This window comes from Luteolibacter sp., assembly GCF_039920825.1.
Taxonomy (GTDB): Bacteria; Verrucomicrobiota; Verrucomicrobiia; order Verrucomicrobiales; family Akkermansiaceae; genus Luteolibacter.
In genome coordinates this window covers 25072-43715 of sequence record NZ_JBDSCX010000018.1, presented here as the reverse complement: position 1 = coordinate 43715, position 18644 = coordinate 25072, and the positions used below count along the sequence as shown (strand labels likewise).

Here is an 18644-nt window from a genome sequence, read left to right as displayed (position 1 = left end):
TAAGGAGGCGCCACACTCCTGTGGCGCGGGTGAAAGGGGAGTCATTGGCTGGGTGCGGTGGCTCGGTGCAATGGCCTCGCTTTCGCATCCACGACAGGAGTGTCGTGGCTCCCTATCACTTGCCGCGACTCTTGATCCCGCCCGCCTCTCCGTGTTTCGCTTTGTTTCACTCAATGACCCATCCTCCCGGCTTTGCGTCCCTCTGCGACCTTTGCGGCTTGCGGTGAAATCTCATTTCCTGCCACGGAGCGAGACGCTCCTGCAACGGTCTGCGGCGAGACGCCACAGCCACGGTTGTCTGTGCCAGACGGCTCAGGCGCAGGATCGCCGGTAGTACATGGATCCGGGTCCGAAGGGGACATGGCGGCTCATGGGATCCGGAGTCCGGAAGAACTCCAGCGGATCGTCGCTGCGGTTGCTAACATTGATGCCGTCATCCAGCAGTCGCTTGATGGCGGGTAAGACTCTTTCCCGCTGCTGCTCGAGGGCCCGGGCGAGATTCCTGAAACTCTCCAGGGTGGCCGGCATGAGTTCTGATAGGGAATGGTGCACGAGGTGACTGCGTTCCTCGATGATGAGGAGGAGGGCGTCGCGCCGGTCGTCCGCGTCCTCGCGGGGTGGTCGGCGGGATTCGAGGGTGGTTAGGGATCGAATCAACAGCTCGGCCTGTTGGAACAGCAGCAGGTTGCGGCCGATCTTTCTCAGGACGTCTTCGTAGATGCATTCGATTTCGAAATCAGATTCCGGGTCCATGGCTTGTGGGTGAGGTTCGGGTTGATCCAACGATGTTGGCGATGGCGGTGATGGTATGAAATTACTCGGGATCCGGTTTTGAGAGAACCCACAAATTTGCCGCGATGACGTATCCGGGATATGGCCGGATTTGGGAGTTGGGGGATTTTGGGCTGCTGTGGAGCGGGACGCTCCGGCAACGGTCTGCGGCGAGACGCCGCAGCTACTATCAGAGGGGAGAAATCACGAATCACGAATTTTCAAATCATCAATCAGACTGTTTGATTGATGATTGGGGCTTTGTGATTGGTGATTTCAAACTGCGGCGGAGAGTTTGCGAACGCTGAAGACCTCGTTGGCAAGAAGTGGTTCCAAGGCGGATGCGGGAACGGAGGTGACGGCGATGGTTTCTCCAAGCGTATTGAACACCTCAATGGAATAACCTTCCTCGCCATCAGCGGCAGGGTGATGATCCACGACCTTGACGACATCTCCCGCGCAGAGTCCGTGCGCGGGGAGATCGCGGGCGAGGACGGCATCGGTATAAAGTTCGTAAGGCATATCAGCGGCTTCTTTCGGGGATCAGGGTAATGAATTTCGTTTGCCCGGACAAGTGCTCTTTCATCCAGATGGTCCGGATGTCAAGGGTGCGCCCGTTGGGCCCGACGAGCGGACAGGAGATTTCATAGAACTGGCCGTGCGCGGTCGATTCAGAAGCAACCGCCTCGCAAACGAGAATTTGCATGCGCAAATCATGGATGAGTTGATCTGCTTGCGAGGAATCGTAACCCGCCAGTTTGAGAAAGCCGGATTTATCTCCCCTCGTCTGCGGCACCAAAAGATAGTGGGTGATCTTGGTGCGGGCGATGAGGCTGTCGAAGGGGAGTTTCATGCGGCGGTGCCATGGCGGATCAAGGCTTTGACCGGTGAATGCTGCTGGAATCCACGCGCCGATCAATCAGATAGATCGGGAATTCCAAATCATCCCGCGAAGCGCGTGGAACGATGCCGAACGTTCAGCGGTCACAAACCGGACTGTTTGATTGGGGCTATGTGATTGGTGATTTCAAACCGCGACGGAAAGTTTGCGAACGCCGAAGACTTCGTTGGCGGGAAGCGGCTCAGCGAGTAGGAAGATGAAGAGAAGCCTCCGGCGGGAGAAGGTGAAGTGCGACGGTCATAGACGCGCCGCTACAGTTGGATGAGGTCAACCTCTGCCATCCAGATATTTCCAATCCCCTTTGAAGCGTTTGAAGCGGGAGCGCTCGTGGAGTTCGTGGGGTTGGGTGCCTTCAAAGTATTCGGCGACGAATTCGACTTTGCCGGTCTTGTCGTCTTTCCCGCCCTTGGAGGTGCCGAGAATCGTTAGAAACCGCCAGTTCACCTGATGGATGCTTTCTTCGATGCGGGTTCTCAAGTCGGGCTCCCGGGTGTCGGGGTGGGTGGTGCTGACGAGGTAATCGACGAGCCGGAAAAAGTAGGCGCTGTAACGCGAGCGCATCAGTTGCTCCGCGGTCTCCGGCTTGGCCCTGCCGAGGTGGAATGGCTCGCAGCAGGCGGCGTAGGTTTCCCGGCTCTTGCAGGGGCATAATGAGAGCTCCCTTGGCCCGGAGGGTCGTTCCGTCGATTCGGTCATGAGGCCGAGTGTGGAGATGGGGGGAAATCTTCAAGAGAGAAATCACGAATCACTCATTTTCAAATCATCAATCAGACTGTTTGATTGATGATTGGGGCTTTGTGATTGGTGATTTCTTCCATCACAGCAGCCCGGTGCGAACGGACGCCACGTTGCTGACTCGGGCGAGCGTGAGTGAAGCTTGGGACTCAAGAACGGGACGTCTTGCCGACCGGCGGCCGGATTTTCCGGGGATGAGGCCGACGGCCCCGATGAGGATCGCTGCCACGCAAAGATAGGGAATGGATTTCCTGAATCCCGACGAATCCGTGGATAGAACCGCCGGAGACGCAGGGCCCGGCTCCGGATCCGGAAAGCGGGCGATGTTCAATGAAGCCGCGTACGGGAGTTCCCCGGCGGTGGCGAGCAGCGGATCGGCCGATGGCGGGTGGATGCGCGGGCGGACCAACCGCGGGGCCTGCTGGGAAATGAAATTAAGATTGCCTTGGGTGGGGAATTCAAAGAGCGGAAGGGAAACGTTAATCGATGGATGCCATTGGCCGTCTACCATGCGTTCCACGACCACCGCCTGTGGGAGGAAATTTCCCGGGCCACCGGACCATGTGGACCAGCCGGTCTGGCCATGGCGGAATGCGTGCGATTTGGAGCAGTCGAGAAAAACCAGGTAGCGGCCGAGGATGCCCATCGCCTTGGCCTCGCGGTCAACCGGCTGCACCTGGATGCGGGTGAGCCTGAGCCCGGAAACCTCGGTCCACAGGTCGCCGTCGGAGTGCGTCTGCTTGAAGAGGATGTTGTCCATATTCGGCTTGGCATGGCGGGCAAGGAACCGGGCGGCGGTGGTGCGGATTTCGCCCAAGGTCTTCTGCGGAATGAGATGCGTTTCGAGGGGCTGGCCTGTTTCCGCGGAGGATGCGGGCAAGCGGGTTACGGAGCCCGCCAAGACGAGCAGGATGAAAAGGGCGCGTAGGTTTCGTCTCATCACACCGCTGTTCTATCAAAATTTCCGCGAATGCACATTCCGTGATGCCGTACCTACGCGGTCATGGACTCCGCTCTTGAAGATCCGGGGCGCGCCTTCCATCGTCCGCGGTCTTGTCGCCTGATCCATCCATCCCGTCCATGACGCGCCGCGCTCCGCCGTGGGCGGCGGGCCTGCGGGCGGCGCGGGCGAATCTGCAGCCGGGGTTGATCGTGCAGTCGCTGATGCTGGCGCTGTTGCTGGCTTACTATTTCTATCCGCCGACGCATGCGTGGCTGGACCGGCTGGCGGCGCTCAAGGCGCGCTGGGGGTACGGTTATTCCGCGGTCGCGTCGATCATCGCCGGAGCGGTGATTCCCGAGCTGATGCGGATTTTCGTGTTTCAAAAAACCCAGGTGAGGCGGTCGAATTTTACGAACCTGCTTTTCACCGTGCCGTTCTGGTGTTTCATGGGCCTCGTCGTCGATTTTTTCTATCGGCAGCAGGCCGGTTGGTTTGGCGCGGAGGCGGCGTTCCACGTGGTGTGGAAAAAGGTGCTGGTCGATCAATTCCTCTATAACCCGCTGTTCGCGGCGCCGGTGACGGCCTGGCTGTATGATTGGAAAAACAGCGGTTACCGGCTGGCCGGCACGGGTCGGTTTTTCACCGCGGCCTACTATCAGGAAACGGTCCTCGCCACGTTGTTCGCGACGTGGGGTGTGTGGATTCCGGTGGTGACGATCCTTTACTCGCTGCCGTCGCTGCTGCAGATCCCGCTGTTCGCGCTGGCGCTTTCGTTGTGGGTGACGCTTTACACCTGGATGAGCGAGCATCGGGCGAAAGAATCGGTCTAACCGCCGGCTTTCGTCGCGGCCAGTAGAAAACATCCCCCGGCCGTGAACGACAACCCTAACAAAAGGCAGAGAATCGTTGCGCCCCAGACACCCCAAGTCGAAGCGAGAATCGCTTCCGTAGGGTGATCCGGACTGTCGTAAATCCAGAGCTGCTGCCCGGTTTCAAATCCCGATTCGGGTGGTGTCAGCCAACCCCTGCGCCGCGAACTCGCGACGTTGAGTTTCCGATCCCGAATCATCCCGGCGGCATCGGTCCATTGGACCGTCGGCGGCGTGGCTGAATTGTGTCCGGCGGTGCCCCGGTCCGCGACGACGGCGAGGTGGCGGGTGGCTCTGCGAAGCCAGTGCCGGGTCCTGCGGTAAAAACATACCGAGGCGACCAACAGCAGCGGGCCGGCGAGGGAGAAAAGCCACGCCAGCGGCCACACGTCGGAGGCGGTCATCAGGGGATCCATCGGCTAAGATGGCGTGTGTGGGTTTTCAAAAATCTGCTCCACGGGCGCACCGAATTCCTTGGAAATCCGGTAGGCGAGGTCGAGCGACGGGTCGTGCTTTTCGGTTTCCAGCGCGATGATCGCCTGCCGCGAGACGCCGACCCGTTTGCCGAGTTCTTCCTGGGTCCAGTTGCGTTCGGCACGCATGACTTTAAGTCGGTTTTTCATCAGTGTGAGGTGCGGATGAATGGGCTGACGGCTGCGAACGACGCCCATAGCAGCGGATAGACCATCGCGGCGGACACGTGAGTGGCTTTGGCATACAGCTCCATGAAGCCCCAAACGGAGGCGATCGCAAGCATGACCCCGGTGGCGACAATGAAGCGCTTGGCCGTGAGGGTTCGCACGAATTCGTCGCTGTCGCGCATCCAGACGAGAAACGACGCGATGTGACCGATGACCGGAGCTGCAACGACCAGCGAGAGGGCCCAAGTGCCAGGAGGTTTCAGGCCATCAAAGGCCCCGGTGATGGCTGCGACGTTTACCGCGATGTAGGCTCCCATGTAGAGAGAGGCGCGGATGAAGTATTTTTTGTTGTTTTCCAATGGGGTTGTCATGGCGGGTATTCTTGACTTAATGTAAGGCAAGGCTGACACATTTTTGTGTCAGGTCAACATTACATTTTGATCGTTTGTGAAGGGGACATTGGTGTCGATCGGGGGCGGGCTGTTGGTTCCGTCTTGCCACGTCATGGCGGATGCCCTTTTCTGCGCCCGCAATGTCCTCACTTCCTACCGCTGACCTCCTGGCGCTCGATACGGACGGCCTCAAAAGCCGCCTGTCGAAACTCAGGAGGTATCTTTGACGTCCCGACTCTCGAAAACGAAATCAACACGCTCGAGGAGGCGATGGGCGCTCCGGAGTTTTGGAACGACTCGGACAAGGCGAAATCGATCAGTTCGAAGGCCGCCGGTTTGAAGAAAAAACTCGAGTCCTTCCTGAAACTCGAAGCCCGCGTGGCGGACATCGATGAAGGCGTGGCACTCGCCAAGGAATACGATGACGCCGATCTCGCCCGCGAGGCGATCGCCGGAGCCAAAGGCCTTGAAGGCGACATCCGCGCTTACGAACTTCTCACTCTGCTAGATCAACCGAGCGATATTTCTCCCTGCTTCCTCGTCATTTCCGCAGGGGCGGGCGGGACCGAAGCGTGCGATTGGGCGCAAATGCTCCACCGCATGTACACCCGCTGGGCCGAGCAAAAAGGCTACACGGTCGAAACGCTCGACTGGCAGGACGGTGATGAAGCCGGCCTGCGCACCGCGACGTTGAAAATCACTGGCGACCATGCTTATGGCTTCCTGAAAAACGAACGCGGCGTGCACCGGCTCGTTAGAATTTCCCCGTTCGACTCGAATGCGAAGCGCCACACGTCGTTTGCCTCGATCGATGCGACCCCTGAGGTTTCCAAAGAGATCAAGATCGAGATCAACGAAAAGGACATCGAGATCACCACCACCCGTTCCGGCGGCAAGGGCGGTCAGAACGTCAACAAGGTGGAGACCGCGGTCATTCTGCGCCACCTTCCGACCGGCATCCTCATCCGCTCGACCGCCGCGCGGACGCAGGGCGCTAACAGAGAACTCGCCTTCGACATCCTCAAGGCGAAGCTCTACACCATTGAGGAGGACAAACAGAAAGCCGAAGCTGATCGCGCCTACGGCGAAAAAGGCGACGTCTCCTGGGGCAACCAGATCCGGTCCTACGTTTTCCAACCCTATCAGAAGGTCCTCGACCTCCGCACCGGCGAGGAAACCAACAACATCCAGGCGACCATGGATGGCGACATCGACGCCTTCATCGAAGCCAAGCTCCGCGGCAAGGTCCGGGTGAAGGGCGTGAAGGACGAGGAGGATTGATTTAGAGGGCCGGGCCGGCGATTTTTCCGGAACGCCCGTACGGATGGCGAAACCTTGATATGGAGAAATGACGGATTTCCTCCAAGCTCGCTGTATCCATCGCCTATCCCATGAAACTTACCCGGCTGGTCACCGTCGTCGCCCTCTTGCTGCTTTCACTTTGTCCGGCGATTCACGCCGCGGAGGCTCGTCCGAATTTCCTGATCATCGTCGCTGACGACCTTTGCTGGCGTGATCTGGGATACGAGGGCAACAAGGAGGTCAAAACGCCCAACCTCGACAAGCTCTGCGCGGAGTCCATGCACCTCACCGGCATGTTCAATCCCGCCACCACCTGCTCCCCGACGCGCCACTCCCTTTACACCGGGCTCTATCCCATCCGCAGTGGCGCGTATCCCAACCACACCCGCGTCTACGATGGCACCCGCAGCCTCTTCACCCACCTCAAGGATGCCGGTTACCGCGTCGCCCTCCAGAACAAGGAGCATGTCGGGCCGCCGGAGTCGTTTCCCTATCAGCACATCCCCGGCGCGGACGATCTGACGGAAACCCGCGCCTTTGTCACGCGGGATGCCTCGCAGCCGTGGTTCATGGTCTATGCGTCTAACGATCCGCACAGTCCTTGGGATCGCGGCACTCCTGCGGATCCCGCGAAGATCACTATCCCGCCCTACCTCCACGACAATCTCCAGACCCGCAAGCAGCTCGCCAAATATTATGGCGAAATCGGCAAGCTCGATTCCCAGGTCGGAGCATTGTTGGATCTCCTGGAGCAAACGTCGCAGACGAAAAACATGCTCGTCCTTTTCGTCAGCGAGCAAGGCAGCAGCTTTCCCTATGGCGGAAAATGGAGCGTTTATGACAATGGCATCCGTGCCTCCGCCCTCGTCCGGTGGCCCGGCAAGGTTGCGCCGGGCAGCACCAGTCCCGCGCTGATGCAATATGTCGACGTCGCTCCCACGTTCCTCGCAGCCGCCGGGATCGATCCGGAGAAAATCGATGTGAAGTGTCCCGATGCCGCCGGAGCCAGCGGTTTCGACGGCCGCAGTTTCCTGAAAATTCTAGCAGACGGTGGCGAGGCGTTCCGCAGCCATATTTTCGCGCAACACACCACTCTCGGCAGCTACGGCGCCAAGGAACCCTATCCGATGCGCGCCGTGCGGGATACCCGCTACAAGTTCATCCGCAACCTCGCTCCGGACAATACCTTCTGGATCCAGGGCATTCACGAATCCCAGCCCTTCATCTCGTGGCAAAAGAATGCGGCCAATAAACCGGACCCCGCCCTTGCCGCGCGGGTGAAATGGCTTTCCCACCGCCCTGCGGAGGAACTCTACGATCTCCAGAACGATCTCTACGAAACGAAGAACCTCGCCGCCGATCCCGAGCTGGCCACCATCAAGGCGACCCTGGGAACGCAGCTCGATGCCTGGATGAAGCAGCAGGACGATCAGGGAATGGTTGCCGAAAATAAGGCCAAAACCCGCTCCACCAAAATGGGCAAGGGCGAAGGGGATTGAGCCGAAAGGACTGCTCAACGCGGTTTCATCACGCTCCGATTGAATTCCTGCCGTTTTGCCAGCGGTAGCTTTTCGATCGCTTCGATGTCCATGCTGCCGAACGCGTCTTGGAATCTAACGAGCGGATCGAGGTGCGCCGTGTAGTTCCACGAGAGACATTCCATCACGCCTTTGCGGCGGGGGACGGTGACCGAAAATGCTTCGAGCTGAAGGCCTTTCGGCTGGTCGGGGTAGAGACTGCCGTCCCAGTTGAGGGCCTGCTTGGTATTGTGGACGAGCAGGCGGGCAATCGTTAGGAAATGTGGATCGCCGGTGAACAGATAGAGCCGGTAGTAGTCGAACGAGGAAAACGCGAAGCCAAGGTCCGCGGCGGATTGGCCGGTGGCGATGAGCGTCTGGCCGACGATGCTGCGATCCTTCGGGAAATCGGTGACACCGCTGTCGATCTCGACGGGAATCTCGTATGCATACATCCATGTCTCGGCGTAGCGGGCGGCTTGCACGGCGGCTTCGAGCCAGCGTTTTTCCTGGGTGAGATCGTGCAACGCGAGGAAGGCATAGATGGCTTCCTGGCCGGATTCGCGGTCGATGACGTTGGGGTTGTCAATGACGCTTCCGACGTAGTTGTAGGTATGATGGATATTTGTTAGTGCGAATTCTCCCGCCCGGAGTGCGGCGTCCTGGTAGCGTTGGTCTCCTGTCGTTTGATGGAGTGTGATGAGAAAGCGGACGGGGTTGGTGGTGGTGAATTTGCTGGTTTCGGTTGGCGGGTGTCTTCCATCGATAAGCTGATGGCTATAGGCGAGGTAGTAGCTGCCGTCGTCGTTCTGGTTTGCGACGAGCCAGTCCCCGAATTTGCGGCAGGCCGCGAGCCAAGCGGGTTTGTCGGTGCCGTTGCGTTTATCTAACGAATACGCGGAGAGCATGCCTTCCATGCCGGTGGTGGCCACGCGCATCGCGGTGCCGCCTCTTGGGTTGTCGCTTTTCCGCCACGAGCCTTTCGCGTCATTGCCTTTGGCCGGATCATACCAGGTCCGGGGAAGGCCATCTCCGGTCAATGAATTGGCGGCCCAGAAATCGACGATCTCCTCGCCTTTGATTCGCAGGTCGTTTTGTTTTCCGGCGATGCCTTGGTGGATGAGGACGTAGGCGTTGGGCAACTGCCTGCCGATAAATCCCATCTGATAGTTGTAAGCGCGGGCGGTTCCGCTTGGAAGGTTGACGGAAAACGGAAAGCCCGGCGCATCGTAGCCCCGGCTGACCGCATAATGGTCGAGCGTTTCGACAAGACCGCGGAACGCCGCTTTCACATCCACCGGGCGGATCTTTGGCTGATAGATATCAAACGCGTGCTTCCAGGTGGTTTCGACGGCGTCCGGATAGGTCGCAGTTTTTGAGAAACTGATGACCAGCTTGTAATGATGTTGGATGCCCTTCTTCACCGGGTGGCTTCTGAGCGCCCACCTGTCCGTCGATCGCCAGGCAACGTGGTTTTGCTCACCCTCAGAGCCGGGAAACATGAAGGCGAGCGACGTGCCGTCAAGCTGACGCACACCAATGGAGCCGAACTGCATGCGCTCGTCGACGACGCGTTCCTCGCCGCGATCGCCGGTGAAAGTGGTCGGCTCCGAGGCCGCGTGAATCATTGAAACCGTGCCGCCATCCGAGACATTCCGCAACATGGCGAGCGGCAGTGGCAGGCGGTCCTCGCGGAAAAGGAAATAGTGATCGTTAGGATTTTTCGCCAATGCTCCAGCCATCCGGGTTTTGAAATTCGTCCGATACCAGACGCCCGGGACGAAGTATTCGGAATCTTCCAGCGAACTCTTCGCCGTGACTTCGATGCCGAAGAGCGAGTTGAAAAAATGATCTTCCAGACTGTCGTTCTGGATGGCGACGTTTCTCCGCAGCTCGAAGGAGTCCGGTTTTTCCGCGAGAAAGCGGTCGGTGAAAAGGAACTGGGTGCCATGTTTGCTGGTGACAATGCCTTGGCAAATCAGCGTCCCGTTTTCCTGCGAAACTTTCGTGTAACTGCCATCGATCCGTTCGCCGTTTACTTCCAGCGACAGCGGTTTTTCCGGCTCATACGTCCGCATGATTTTTCCGGCTGCTTCGAAGGCAAGCGAGTAGCTCTGGTCGGCGGGATCCTGGTGCAGCAGCAACCGCGCGTTGCCGGATGAAATCCCGATGTCTTCAGCGGTTAGGCCACCGGTCAGCAGAGCGGCGGTGATGAACAGCGGGAAGACGTATTTCATGGTTGCGGCAACCTCCGGCAGGAGGAACCCGGATACGTCTTGGATGCCGGTGATCTTCCTTTCGCCGGATGCTCCGAAATCAGGATGCCGAACAGATGAGGGAGATTCCGCTCAGTGGCGGCGTCTCTTGAGAAGCAGGAGCGTCGTCGGAAGGAGGGCAAGCAGCGAGCTTGGCTCGGGCACTGCGGAGATCGCCGCGGCGGATCCCGTCTGGACGGTGGTTGTTAGGGCGCCGCCCATCATGTTGTTCAGGGTGCCGTTGAGCGGTGCCTCGGTGCTCGTCGCCTGGACTCCCGGGATGGTGCTGCCGATCACGTTGGCCGTATAGAAGCTGTCGATGGAGTTCGAGAAGGTGCCGAGAGCGACTGCGTTGATCAGATCCACTCCGGAAGCGAGGGCGTTCGCGCTGCTGTTCGCGGTGGAGGTGGCCATGCTGGCGGATGGAATGCCGGCCGTCGCAACTTCGATGATCTGGACGGTGCTTTCAAAGCCATTGGAGGCACCGCCGGTTTCTGTTCCGAACTTTTTGGTGGCGGCGGTGAGTGCGGCACCGGGATCCGAAAAGGCGAAAGTGGTCGGACGGGTTACGTTGCGGACGAGGTTTGCGAAATTGAGCGCTTCGGCCGCATTTCCGATGACCATCCACGGCACTCCGGTCACCTGCATGGATGCTCCGCCGAAAAGCATCACCGAGACAGCGATCTTTCCAGTGGCTCCGGATTGAATGGAATTCAGCATCTGGGAACTCGTGAATGAGTTCGCGTAGCTGTTCAACAGGCGGGTGAAATTGGTCTGGCTGAGTTCCGGTTGCACGATGTCGACGAGCAGAACGAGTTCGCTATCAACCGTTTCCGCCCGAACTGGCGAGAACCAGGCCGTTGCCGCGATGCAAACGGACAGCGCACAGGCAAATTGAAAACCGGACGGTTGGCAAAGACCGTCGAATTTCTTGTTTTTGAATGTTTTCATGGGACAGAAGGGTGGGAACGTCGAACTTTTTAAATTAATGTCGGCATATTGTCAATAGTTCTAAAATATTTATCAATCCGAAGGGTGTTGCCCCTGAATCCGCTGAATCGATGATGATTTCGGCTGGCGTCCGAATTCCGTTGGACCGTGCGGAATCATGGGGTGGGCCTGAGGGGGCATTTTTTGGCAGCTTACACTGGCGCGACCGGCTGCTTCCGGCTATGCCCGCGCTCCACCCAAGGCTGAAATCCTCCATGGCATCCGATCTTACCCTCATCAAGGCCGGCACCGGCGTTCTGACGAAATCCAGTGACGGCACGCTGGATCGCGCCGCGCTGGTGCATCTCGTTTCCGCCATCGCCGGACTAATGAATGCCGGCCACCGTTGCCTGTTTGTTTCCTCCGGCGCCGTGGGATCCGGTGTTTCCGCACTCGGCCTCACGGAGTACCCGAAGGAAACCGCCACCCGCCAAGCTTGTGCGGCGATCGGCCAAGCCCGGCTGATGCAGACTTACAGCAGCCTGTTTTCAAATTTCGACATCACCATCGCGCAGGTCCTGCTCACCGCCGCCGACCTCGGGACGCCGGAGCGCGCGGGCTACGTGAGCGACACTTTCCGGAGGCTGCTGATGGAGCCGCACATTCTGCCGATCATCAACGAGAACGATTCGGTCGCGGTCGAGGAGTTGAAATTCGGCGATAACGACATGCTTTCCGTCCGCGTGGCGAAACTTGCCGGTGCCAAGCGCGTGATTCTGCTCACGAGCGTCGATGGTTTGCTAGACCCCACCACCAACGAACTCATTCCCGAAGTCTCCGATATCGACAACGTCTTTCGCCACGTCCGCGAGGACAAAGGCCGCTTCTCGATGGGCGGCATGGCGTCGAAACTCTCCGCCGTGAAATTCGCCGTCGATGCCGGGATCGAGACCCACATCGCCCACGGCCGTCATCCGGAGCGCCTCGCGGGAATCATTGCCGGGAACGGGATTTCCACGCGGTTTCATGCGGCGATTGCACCTTGAGTCAGACCTTCATTGCCGTAATATGCACTCATGATCGCATTGGAAGATTTGAGGAAACTCCCTATCGATGAGCGGAAGCGGTTGGTAGGGGAGCTTTGGGATTCCATCGCGGAAGATTTGAGTGCCTCGCCTGATTCTAAAGGGCTGATCGAAGAGTTCAGAAAGCGCTCCGCAAATCTGAAGGCAAATCCTTCATCAGGTTTCACCTGGGAACAGTTGGAAGCCCGCATCCTGTCGCGACGTGGATAGAGTAGTCATCATTGGGGAAGAAGCCGACGGGGAGATCCGCGACGCTTACTTCTGGTACGAAGAAAAATCCCCAGGGCTGGGCGACAGATTTTTTCTGGCTTTGAGGCGTTCTATTCAATCGGCAGCAGCACACCCTAACCTGTATCCGCTTCGACACGAAACGGTCCGTAGGATCACCGTCGCGGAATTCCCTTATGCGGTATATTTTGAAGATGACGATCAATTCATTTTTGTGCTGGGTCTTTCATTCACAAATCCCGCTATCATTCCCGTCACAACCGATTGAGAAATAAATAATGTCCGCCATCGCAGAAACCATCCACCAAATGGGCAAACAGGCCCGTGCGGCCGCTTACAAGCTCGCCCAGCTCACCAGTGACGAGAAGGACACGATCCTCCGTGCCATGGCCATCGCCATCCGCCAGCGCGTGCCGGAATTGCTGGCCGCGAATGCCAAGGACCTCATCGCAGGCAGGGAAAAAGGTCTTTCCAATGCCATGCTCGACCGGCTCATGCTTGATGAAAAACGCATTGAAGCGATGGCCGCGGGCATCGACCAAGTCGCCACGCTGCCCGATCCCGTGGGTGAGATCATTCATGCGTGGGACCGTCCTAACGGCATTCGCATCGCGCAGGCCCGCGTGCCCATCGGCACCATCGGCATCATTTACGAGAGCCGCCCGAACGTCACCGCGGACGCCGCAGTACTTTGTTTCAAAACCGGCAACGCCACCATTCTGCGCGGCGGCAGCGAGGCGATTCACTCGAACGTCGCCATCGCCGAAGCGCTTGCAGCCGCCGGCGCGCCTGACCACGCGATCCAGCTCATCCCGTTCACCGACCGCGAAAGCGTCGCCGTGCTGGCCGGCATGGACAAATGGCTCGACCTCATCATTCCGCGCGGCGGCAAGGGGTTGATAGAAACGGTCGTCTCGCTCGCCCGCATGCCCGTAATCAAACATTACGACGGCATCTGTCATCTCTTCGCTGACAAGAACGCGGATCTTGAAATGGCCACCGCTCTAACGGTAAATTCCAAGACCCAGAAACCCGGTGTCTGCAACGCACTCGAAGTCCTGCTCGTCCACCGCGACATCGCCGCGGAATTCCTGCCCAAGGTCGCCGCCGCACTGCGTGAAAAGAACGTGGAAATCCGTGGCTGTTCGGACGTCATGGAAATCATACCCGACGCGAAACCCGCCACCGAAGAAGACTGGGACACGGAGTTTCTCGAACTCATCATCGCGGTTAAGATCGTTGATTCGTTAGAAGATGCCGTCGCCCACATCAACGAACACGGATCCCACCACACCGATGTCATCGTCACCCGCGACGAGGCAACCGCGGAAAGATTCCTTCACAGTGTCGATTCCGCCTGCGTTTTCCACAACTGCTCCACCCGCTTCGCCGACGGCGGCGAGTTCGGCTTCGGCGCGGAGATCGGCATTTCCACCGACAAGCTCCACGCCCGCGGCCCGATGGGACTTCGCGAGCTGACGAGCTATCAGTATCGAGTCCGTGGAAACGGACAGATCAAGGGCTGAAAACGCACTGGTCCCATCTGTTCACCGGGAAAGCGTTCTTCCGGCATGCACAGGCTTGACTCTGCGCGGTGGATTGTGATTGTGGTGTTCTGATAATTCCGCGGCATTTGCGATGCGGATAGATCATCGGTTTCAACAATCACCTCGCCCCCATATGTCAAAAGAGTCAAAAGAAAGACCAACCATCGGAATTGATGGACAACCGCTGCCAATCCTTCCGCCGGACCGCGACGTCCGCGTGTGGGCGAAACTGGTGCGGGTGATGTTTTACACACCGGGTTTCATGGCCCTGCTGATGCTCAAGACAGGCGAGCCATCCGGCTTTGGAATCACCGTGGAATTGCTGATGCTCTCCAGCGCGGCAGCCGTTGTCGCCGGTCTCTTTGTAGGATCGCAGTCGGTGGGCGGTGGAGGAGATTATTCATCGAAAACCGGCATCTGGAGCGGCTCGCTGGTGATGGAGCTGCTGTGCGCGATTCCTTTTCTATGTGCGGTCCCGCCGCTGTTCCATCAGCTTGCCCACAGCGAGTTGCTGCACGCGAGGGAACCCGGCGCGATTGATACAACTCTTGGAATTTCGGAGATGCTGCCAGCCGTTGCGGTTCTGCCGTTCATGCTCTATCAGCTCGCTGGTTTCGGAACCCTGTGCTATGTCGTGTCCAAGGCGGCGAACTGGGCGGTCAACCTGGCGGTGCTTGGATTGATCATCGCCAGCTATGCTTTCAATCGAATGAACAATTTCGGTGCGGAGAAATCGTGTGTCGCGGTGCTCGTCGCCATCATGGCGGTCGTAACCTTTTACGGGGTTCTCAAGCTCAAGCGGATGCAGCAGGACTACGACACGCGTTGTCCGGCGAAAAAGGAAAAGAAGGACAAGCAGGAAATCGCGAATGAGTAAGCCGCCGTAGATGCGAATCTGCTGCCGGAAATCCACCGGTCTTTCGAGGTGTTTTTGTTAGGAGTCTCGGGCAGGAAGGGGGGCATTGCGGACGACGGTATCGCCACCGGATCCACGATGCCGATCGCGATCACGCTCCTGCGCCACCAGCATGCCGCGCAGGTTGTCGGCGCATGAGCGACCATGCACGGATTCTCATTTCCGATGCAGCACGTACTATGGAGTTAAATTCATCCGGTTGCCGGACTATAGGGTTATTGCGGTGAACGCCGTCATCGTACCACGGTTCCCCGGAACCGGCGGATGACTTGCCCCTGTTAAATTCCAATCCACAGAACTCATGAAAACGACCCTGCTCTCCGCAGCCTTGTTGCTGCTCAATTCCGCCGCTCCTTCCGTCCATGCGGAGGAGCCGACACCGGCACCCGCGAAATGTGAGATGTGCGAAATGATGAAGAAGAAAGCTCCGGTCACTCCGCCGATGAACGAGCAGATCGCGGAACTCGACAAGCTCGTCACGGAGATGAACGGCTCGCTCGGTCCCAAAAAGATCGAGGCGATGGCCGCCGTCGTTACGCGGCTGGTCGCGCAATACAAATTGTTGGCCGAAGCCAGCCCCGCACCCGCCGCAGAGCCGCCCAAAGAGGCGGCGCACCAGCACTGAGCGCTACGGGGGATATTTCAGTTTCGTCCAGAAGCGAGGCCGTGGGATGTCATTTCCCTTATGCCTTCCAGGGAGCGATTCGATTCATCAGCGGTCTATCAAGGCAAGCGCGGCGATATTTCGTCCCAGCGAATGCGGGACGGATTGGCTCAAATACAAGGAGGAAGCGAAGGTCTCGTAAAGCGCCGGAACCCCTGCTCGGAAAGGGCCGCCAAAGGCAAGAGCGGTCGCACGATACGCCAAGCGTGACTGGAGGAGAAGCCGCCATGGAGAATAAGACACTCCATGGTAGCAACAGCTAAAAAACTTTCGTTCCAAGCTGGTGGGAAATCATCCGATCATGGCTCTTGGGATTTCCCAAATCGGCACCGTTAGTGCACCTGTCCCCCGGTGGATCCGCCAAGTCCCAAAAACGGCCATAAGGGAGACAATGGGTTGGTATTCAATGGAGTATGTTCATTTGTTTTTTGATTTTCGTTGCTGATAGACCAAATCGGCACTGTTTGTTCCATCTTTGAAAATATCGATAGATTTTTCTGGTCAGTATCAAAAACCCAACGTAGATGCCTGCTCATGGGAATACGTCGCGCTCGGAAAACATCGTTCATAACAGGTGTGTGGTTCTTCGGGTTGGCGATCCTGTTCGCTGAAGTGCTTTTTTCCGCGCATGCGCTGAGCCAGGTGGCTACCCCGCTAATCTCCAAAGGCGATTTCCAGTTCCCCATTGGTTTTGACGTGACGGTCACCTGTTCGACGCAGGGTGCGGTTATCCACTACTCGACCAATGGTACTACCCCAACCGAGTCGGATCCTATTGTGCCCAACGACAATTTTGTTACGATTCCCCGGACACTGACCCTCATGGTCAAGGCTTGGAGCGGAACTCAGTCGAGCGCCGTAGCGACCTCCAACTTCAAAGTGACGGGAGACATCGCCGGGGGGGCGCACACACCATGGCGGTTAAATCCAACCAGATCCTTTACGGGTGGGGGCAGCAGCTCAGCGGACGTCTCGCGACTGGGATTGGCAACCAAAATAAGAGGACGTCTCCCCAGCTTGCCAAGAAGGCTCTTGGTGTAACGTTTATGAATGCGCTCGGTGTTGCCGCCGGATCGAAGCATAGCGTGATTCTGGATTCGACCTATGCGGTATTTGCGTCAGGTCTCAACAGTTCAGGTCAACTTGGAAACAAGACGACGACAACCCCGTCCGATTACTTTCCGGTTGCAGTGGTCAAAAGCACGACACTCAACGATTTTCTCACAAATTGCAAGCAGGTGGCGGCGGCGGGAAATTATTCGGCTGCATTGTCGACCGACGGCAAAGTCTACACATGGGGGGAGGACGTTTCCGGCCGCCTCGGACGGGTTGTCAGCGGAACTGACAATCTTTATGCGAAGCCTGTCAAATCGGCGCTGACGGGCTATCCGGTCCTCGATGGTATCTATGAGATCTCAGCCGGAACGAACCATATGCTCGCAAGGTCCGTCCACACGTCTGAAGTCACCGGAGGAAACGGCCACGTCTGGGTTTGGGGACTGAACAGCAGTGGCCAGCTTGGCCTCGGCAACACCACCACCTCTGTCAGAGCGACCGAGTCCGGAACGTTGTCGCAGATCGTGGATATTAGTGCCGGCGAGGAGCATAGCGCGGTTGTAAAATTGAATGCCAGCAATCCAGGGAGGGTGTTTTGCTTCGGGCAACAGGAGTATGGAAGGTTGGGAAATGGGACGACTGCGCAAGCGGTGATTTCGACACCGGTTGGGGTGATCAAGAGCACCGGGGAATTACTTGAAAACGTGGTTTCGGTGGCAGCGGGCCCCCGGCACACTTTGGCCCTTGGTAGTGACCGGAAAGTTTGGGCTTGGGGGAGCAACGCGTCTGGAGAACTTGGGGACAGCTCAATGATAACCCGAGGGAAGGCGAAATTAGTTCCCGGCCTGTCGAATATCGTTCGCATAGCCGCCGGAGGAGAGGGGGCTAACGGATTCAGTTTGGCGGTAGCTGAAAATGGAACCATTTACGGTTGGGGGAGCAATAGTGACGGCCAACTGGCCTACGCTACAGCCTCCACCTACCTTGATTCGCCCACGGCGATAGGAACTCTCAAGCTCACAGATCAGGGGCTGCCTGTCCTGATACTCACCGCGACGTATGCGCAGAATTATGAGGTGGACACAATCACTCTGCACGCCAATGCATCAGATCCGGACGGGTTTGAGGATATTGCCCAGGTTTCATTTTTCAATGGCAGCACGCTTCTGGGGGTGGACACTTCACCGCCGTATGACGCCATATGGCCAAACGTAGCAGCAGGAAGCTACAATCTCACGGCGGTGGTCACCGAGGTGGGAGGGGCCCAATCGACTTCGAATTTGCAATGGTATGTCAGAGCGGTCGTGAAGGCCGAGGCCCTGACGTCCTCCATCAGCGAGAAAGGATTGAATACGGCGGTGATCCGCCTCACCCGGAAAACCGCAAATGCATCTCCACTTCAGGTTAGTTTTACCTTCGCGGGCACTGCGTCAAATGGACGTGATTTCCAACCGGTTCCTACATCCGCCACGATTCAACCCAACGAGACATATGTCGATGTTCCGGTGGTTGCCAACACAGACTATTTGGTCGAAGGCCCGGAGACGATCATCTTGAAGCTCTCCGACAACGCGGCCCATTTTCCAGATCCTCTGGCAGCGACGGCCACCATTAATCTCGCCGATGTGGAAGCCGAATATGATCCGGGCGTGAATTCATTGGATTCCGATGGCGACGGTCTTACCGACGAGGATGAAATCGCTTTCTCTTTGGATCCCAACAATGCCGACTCCGACGGCGACGGTATTCCTGATGGAATCGATCCGGATCCTAAAGTGGCCGCGACCATTCCGTTGACAGCCACATCCACCATCCTCGTTTGGGCACCGGCCGAATAGGTCGACGGTTCGTTACTGGCACATTCATAAATTCGTTTTTCGAAATTTTCCTAT

The 18644-nt window shown here is 57.9% G+C and carries 20 protein-coding genes; 9 read left to right on the top strand and 11 right to left on the bottom strand.

The features are described 5' to 3' along the window. Window positions 1-312 precede the first annotated feature (312 nt). The 5 genes from ABIQ96_RS04340 to ABIQ96_RS04320 all read right to left on the bottom strand — a co-directional run bounded on the left by ABIQ96_RS04340 (window position 313) and on the right by ABIQ96_RS04320 (window position 3347). Window positions 313-753 carry a hypothetical protein gene (locus ABIQ96_RS04340; RefSeq protein WP_348213327.1) on the bottom strand — a complete coding sequence of 147 codons (441 nt, stop codon included), beginning with the start codon at window positions 751-753 and terminating at the stop codon, window positions 313-315. A gap of 294 nt (window positions 754-1047) precedes the next feature. Then, the gene (locus tag ABIQ96_RS04335; RefSeq protein WP_348213326.1) at window positions 1048-1293 is read right to left on the bottom strand and encodes a DUF4926 domain-containing protein; all 246 of its coding nucleotides are present in this window, start codon (window positions 1291-1293) and stop codon (window positions 1048-1050) included. 1 nt (window position 1294) lies between these two features. Then, window positions 1295-1624, bottom strand: a complete 330-nt coding sequence (locus tag ABIQ96_RS04330; protein ID WP_348213325.1) for a DUF6883 domain-containing protein — start codon at window positions 1622-1624, stop codon at window positions 1295-1297. A 315-nt stretch (window positions 1625-1939) separates the two neighbouring features. Further along, window positions 1940-2368, bottom strand: coding sequence for a YchJ family metal-binding protein (locus ABIQ96_RS04325; protein ID WP_348213324.1), 429 nt, complete (start codon window positions 2366-2368; stop codon window positions 1940-1942). Window positions 2369-2489: 121 nt separating this feature from the next. Beyond that, window positions 2490-3347, bottom strand: a complete 858-nt coding sequence (locus ABIQ96_RS04320) for a hypothetical protein (protein ID WP_348213323.1) — start codon at window positions 3345-3347, stop codon at window positions 2490-2492. Window positions 3348-3487: 140 nt separating this feature from the next. On the opposite strand from ABIQ96_RS04320, the gene ABIQ96_RS04315 reads away from it, so the two are divergent. Next, on the top strand, window positions 3488-4180 hold the full coding sequence (locus ABIQ96_RS04315; protein ID WP_348213322.1) for a hypothetical protein: 693 nt from the start codon (window positions 3488-3490) through the stop codon (window positions 4178-4180). On the opposite strand, the gene ABIQ96_RS04310 is transcribed toward ABIQ96_RS04315, so the two are convergent. From ABIQ96_RS04310 to ABIQ96_RS04300, 3 genes are read right to left on the bottom strand one after another with little or no spacing between them, the layout of a single operon-like run. After that, window positions 4177-4623, bottom strand: coding sequence for a DUF3592 domain-containing protein (locus tag ABIQ96_RS04310; protein WP_348213321.1), 447 nt, complete (start codon window positions 4621-4623; stop codon window positions 4177-4179). The two genes, ABIQ96_RS04315 and ABIQ96_RS04310, sit on opposite strands and share 4 nt — an antisense overlap. 15 nt (window positions 4624-4638) lie before the next feature. Next, a complete protein-coding gene (locus tag ABIQ96_RS04305; protein WP_348213320.1) occupies window positions 4639-4842 on the bottom strand; it encodes a helix-turn-helix transcriptional regulator in 204 nt (67 codons plus the stop codon). Then, complete coding sequence (locus ABIQ96_RS04300) at window positions 4842-5231, bottom strand: hypothetical protein (protein ID WP_348213319.1); 390 nt, start codon at window positions 5229-5231, stop codon at window positions 4842-4844. Before ABIQ96_RS04300 ends, ABIQ96_RS04305 begins: the two co-directional genes overlap by 1 nt. Window positions 5232-5392: 161 nt before the next feature. On the opposite strand from ABIQ96_RS04300, the gene prfB reads away from it, so the two are divergent. Both prfB and ABIQ96_RS04290 read left to right on the top strand, forming a co-directional pair. Further along, a protein-coding gene (prfB, locus tag ABIQ96_RS04295; protein WP_348213318.1) for a peptide chain release factor 2 occupies window positions 5393-6533 on the top strand; the annotation gives its coding sequence in 2 pieces (ribosomal slippage) (window positions 5393-5476 and window positions 5478-6533; 1140 coding nt in all). A 110-nt stretch (window positions 6534-6643) separates the two neighbouring features. Next, on the top strand, window positions 6644-8053 hold the full coding sequence (locus ABIQ96_RS04290; protein ID WP_348213317.1) for a sulfatase: 1410 nt from the start codon (window positions 6644-6646) through the stop codon (window positions 8051-8053). Window positions 8054-8067: 14 nt separating this feature from the next. Here ABIQ96_RS04290 and ABIQ96_RS04285 read toward each other — a convergent pair whose 3' ends face one another. Together ABIQ96_RS04285 and ABIQ96_RS04280 are read right to left on the bottom strand one after the other, a co-directional pair. Further along, entirely contained in the window at window positions 8068-10308 is a 2241-nt protein-coding gene (locus ABIQ96_RS04285) for a hypothetical protein (RefSeq protein ID WP_348213316.1), read from the bottom strand. Window positions 10309-10419: 111 nt separating this feature from the next. Then, the gene (locus ABIQ96_RS04280) at window positions 10420-11277 is read right to left on the bottom strand and encodes a DUF1194 domain-containing protein (protein WP_348213315.1); all 858 of its coding nucleotides are present in this window, start codon (window positions 11275-11277) and stop codon (window positions 10420-10422) included. A 254-nt stretch (window positions 11278-11531) separates the two neighbouring features. Between ABIQ96_RS04280 and proB the strand changes: the two genes are divergently transcribed. After that, a complete protein-coding gene (gene proB / locus ABIQ96_RS04275) occupies window positions 11532-12302 on the top strand; it encodes a glutamate 5-kinase (protein WP_348213314.1) in 771 nt (256 codons plus the stop codon). Here proB and ABIQ96_RS04270 read toward each other — a convergent pair. Beyond that, window positions 12281-12508, bottom strand: coding sequence for a hypothetical protein (locus ABIQ96_RS04270; RefSeq protein WP_348213313.1), 228 nt, complete (start codon window positions 12506-12508; stop codon window positions 12281-12283). The two genes, proB and ABIQ96_RS04270, sit on opposite strands and share 22 nt — an antisense overlap. A 35-nt stretch (window positions 12509-12543) precedes the next feature. On the opposite strand from ABIQ96_RS04270, the gene ABIQ96_RS04265 reads away from it, so the two are divergent. The 5 genes from ABIQ96_RS04265 (at window position 12544) to ABIQ96_RS04245 (ending at window position 18590) form a co-directional block, all read left to right on the top strand. Then, window positions 12544-12837, top strand: coding sequence for a type II toxin-antitoxin system RelE/ParE family toxin (locus ABIQ96_RS04265; RefSeq protein ID WP_348213312.1), 294 nt, complete (start codon window positions 12544-12546; stop codon window positions 12835-12837). A 10-nt stretch (window positions 12838-12847) separates the two neighbouring features. Next, the gene (locus ABIQ96_RS04260) at window positions 12848-14095 is read left to right on the top strand and encodes a glutamate-5-semialdehyde dehydrogenase (RefSeq protein WP_348213311.1); all 1248 of its coding nucleotides are present in this window, start codon (window positions 12848-12850) and stop codon (window positions 14093-14095) included. Between the two features lie 154 nt (window positions 14096-14249). Next, a complete protein-coding gene (locus tag ABIQ96_RS04255; RefSeq protein ID WP_348213310.1) occupies window positions 14250-14993 on the top strand; it encodes a hypothetical protein in 744 nt (247 codons plus the stop codon). Between the two features lie 340 nt (window positions 14994-15333). Continuing rightward, complete coding sequence (locus tag ABIQ96_RS04250) at window positions 15334-15657, top strand: hypothetical protein (RefSeq protein WP_348213309.1); 324 nt, start codon at window positions 15334-15336, stop codon at window positions 15655-15657. Between the two features lie 953 nt (window positions 15658-16610). Next, window positions 16611-18590, top strand: coding sequence for an Ig-like domain-containing protein (locus ABIQ96_RS04245; RefSeq protein ID WP_348213308.1), 1980 nt, complete (start codon window positions 16611-16613; stop codon window positions 18588-18590). Window positions 18591-18644 lie beyond the last annotated feature (54 nt).

Bases quoted from the DNA above. Each gene is read 5' to 3' on its own strand.
- ABIQ96_RS04340 (WP_348213327.1), bottom strand. From the start codon at position 753: ATGGACCCGGAATCTGATTTCGAAATCGAATGCATCTACGAAGACGTC.
- ABIQ96_RS04335 (WP_348213326.1), bottom strand. From the start codon at position 1,293: ATGCCTTACGAACTTTATACCGATGCCGTCCTCGCCCGCGATCTCCCC.
- ABIQ96_RS04330 (WP_348213325.1), bottom strand. From the start codon at position 1,624: ATGAAACTCCCCTTCGACAGCCTCATCGCCCGCACCAAGATCACCCAC.
- ABIQ96_RS04325 (WP_348213324.1), bottom strand. From the start codon at position 2,368: ATGACCGAATCGACGGAACGACCCTCCGGGCCAAGGGAGCTCTCATTA.
- ABIQ96_RS04320 (WP_348213323.1), bottom strand. From the start codon at position 3,347: ATGAGACGAAACCTACGCGCCCTTTTCATCCTGCTCGTCTTGGCGGGC.
- ABIQ96_RS04315 (WP_348213322.1), top strand. From the start codon at position 3,488: ATGACGCGCCGCGCTCCGCCGTGGGCGGCGGGCCTGCGGGCGGCGCGG.
- ABIQ96_RS04310 (WP_348213321.1), bottom strand. From the start codon at position 4,623: ATGACCGCCTCCGACGTGTGGCCGCTGGCGTGGCTTTTCTCCCTCGCC.
- ABIQ96_RS04305 (WP_348213320.1), bottom strand. From the start codon at position 4,842: ATGAAAAACCGACTTAAAGTCATGCGTGCCGAACGCAACTGGACCCAG.
- ABIQ96_RS04300 (WP_348213319.1), bottom strand. From the start codon at position 5,231: ATGACAACCCCATTGGAAAACAACAAAAAATACTTCATCCGCGCCTCT.
- ABIQ96_RS04290 (WP_348213317.1), top strand. From the start codon at position 6,644: ATGAAACTTACCCGGCTGGTCACCGTCGTCGCCCTCTTGCTGCTTTCA.
- ABIQ96_RS04285 (WP_348213316.1), bottom strand. From the start codon at position 10,308: ATGAAATACGTCTTCCCGCTGTTCATCACCGCCGCTCTGCTGACCGGT.
- ABIQ96_RS04280 (WP_348213315.1), bottom strand. From the start codon at position 11,277: ATGAAAACATTCAAAAACAAGAAATTCGACGGTCTTTGCCAACCGTCC.
- proB (WP_348213314.1), top strand. From the start codon at position 11,532: ATGGCATCCGATCTTACCCTCATCAAGGCCGGCACCGGCGTTCTGACG.
- ABIQ96_RS04260 (WP_348213311.1), top strand. From the start codon at position 12,848: ATGTCCGCCATCGCAGAAACCATCCACCAAATGGGCAAACAGGCCCGT.
- ABIQ96_RS04255 (WP_348213310.1), top strand. From the start codon at position 14,250: ATGTCAAAAGAGTCAAAAGAAAGACCAACCATCGGAATTGATGGACAA.
- ABIQ96_RS04250 (WP_348213309.1), top strand. From the start codon at position 15,334: ATGAAAACGACCCTGCTCTCCGCAGCCTTGTTGCTGCTCAATTCCGCC.
- ABIQ96_RS04245 (WP_348213308.1), top strand. From the start codon at position 16,611: ATGGCGGTTAAATCCAACCAGATCCTTTACGGGTGGGGGCAGCAGCTC.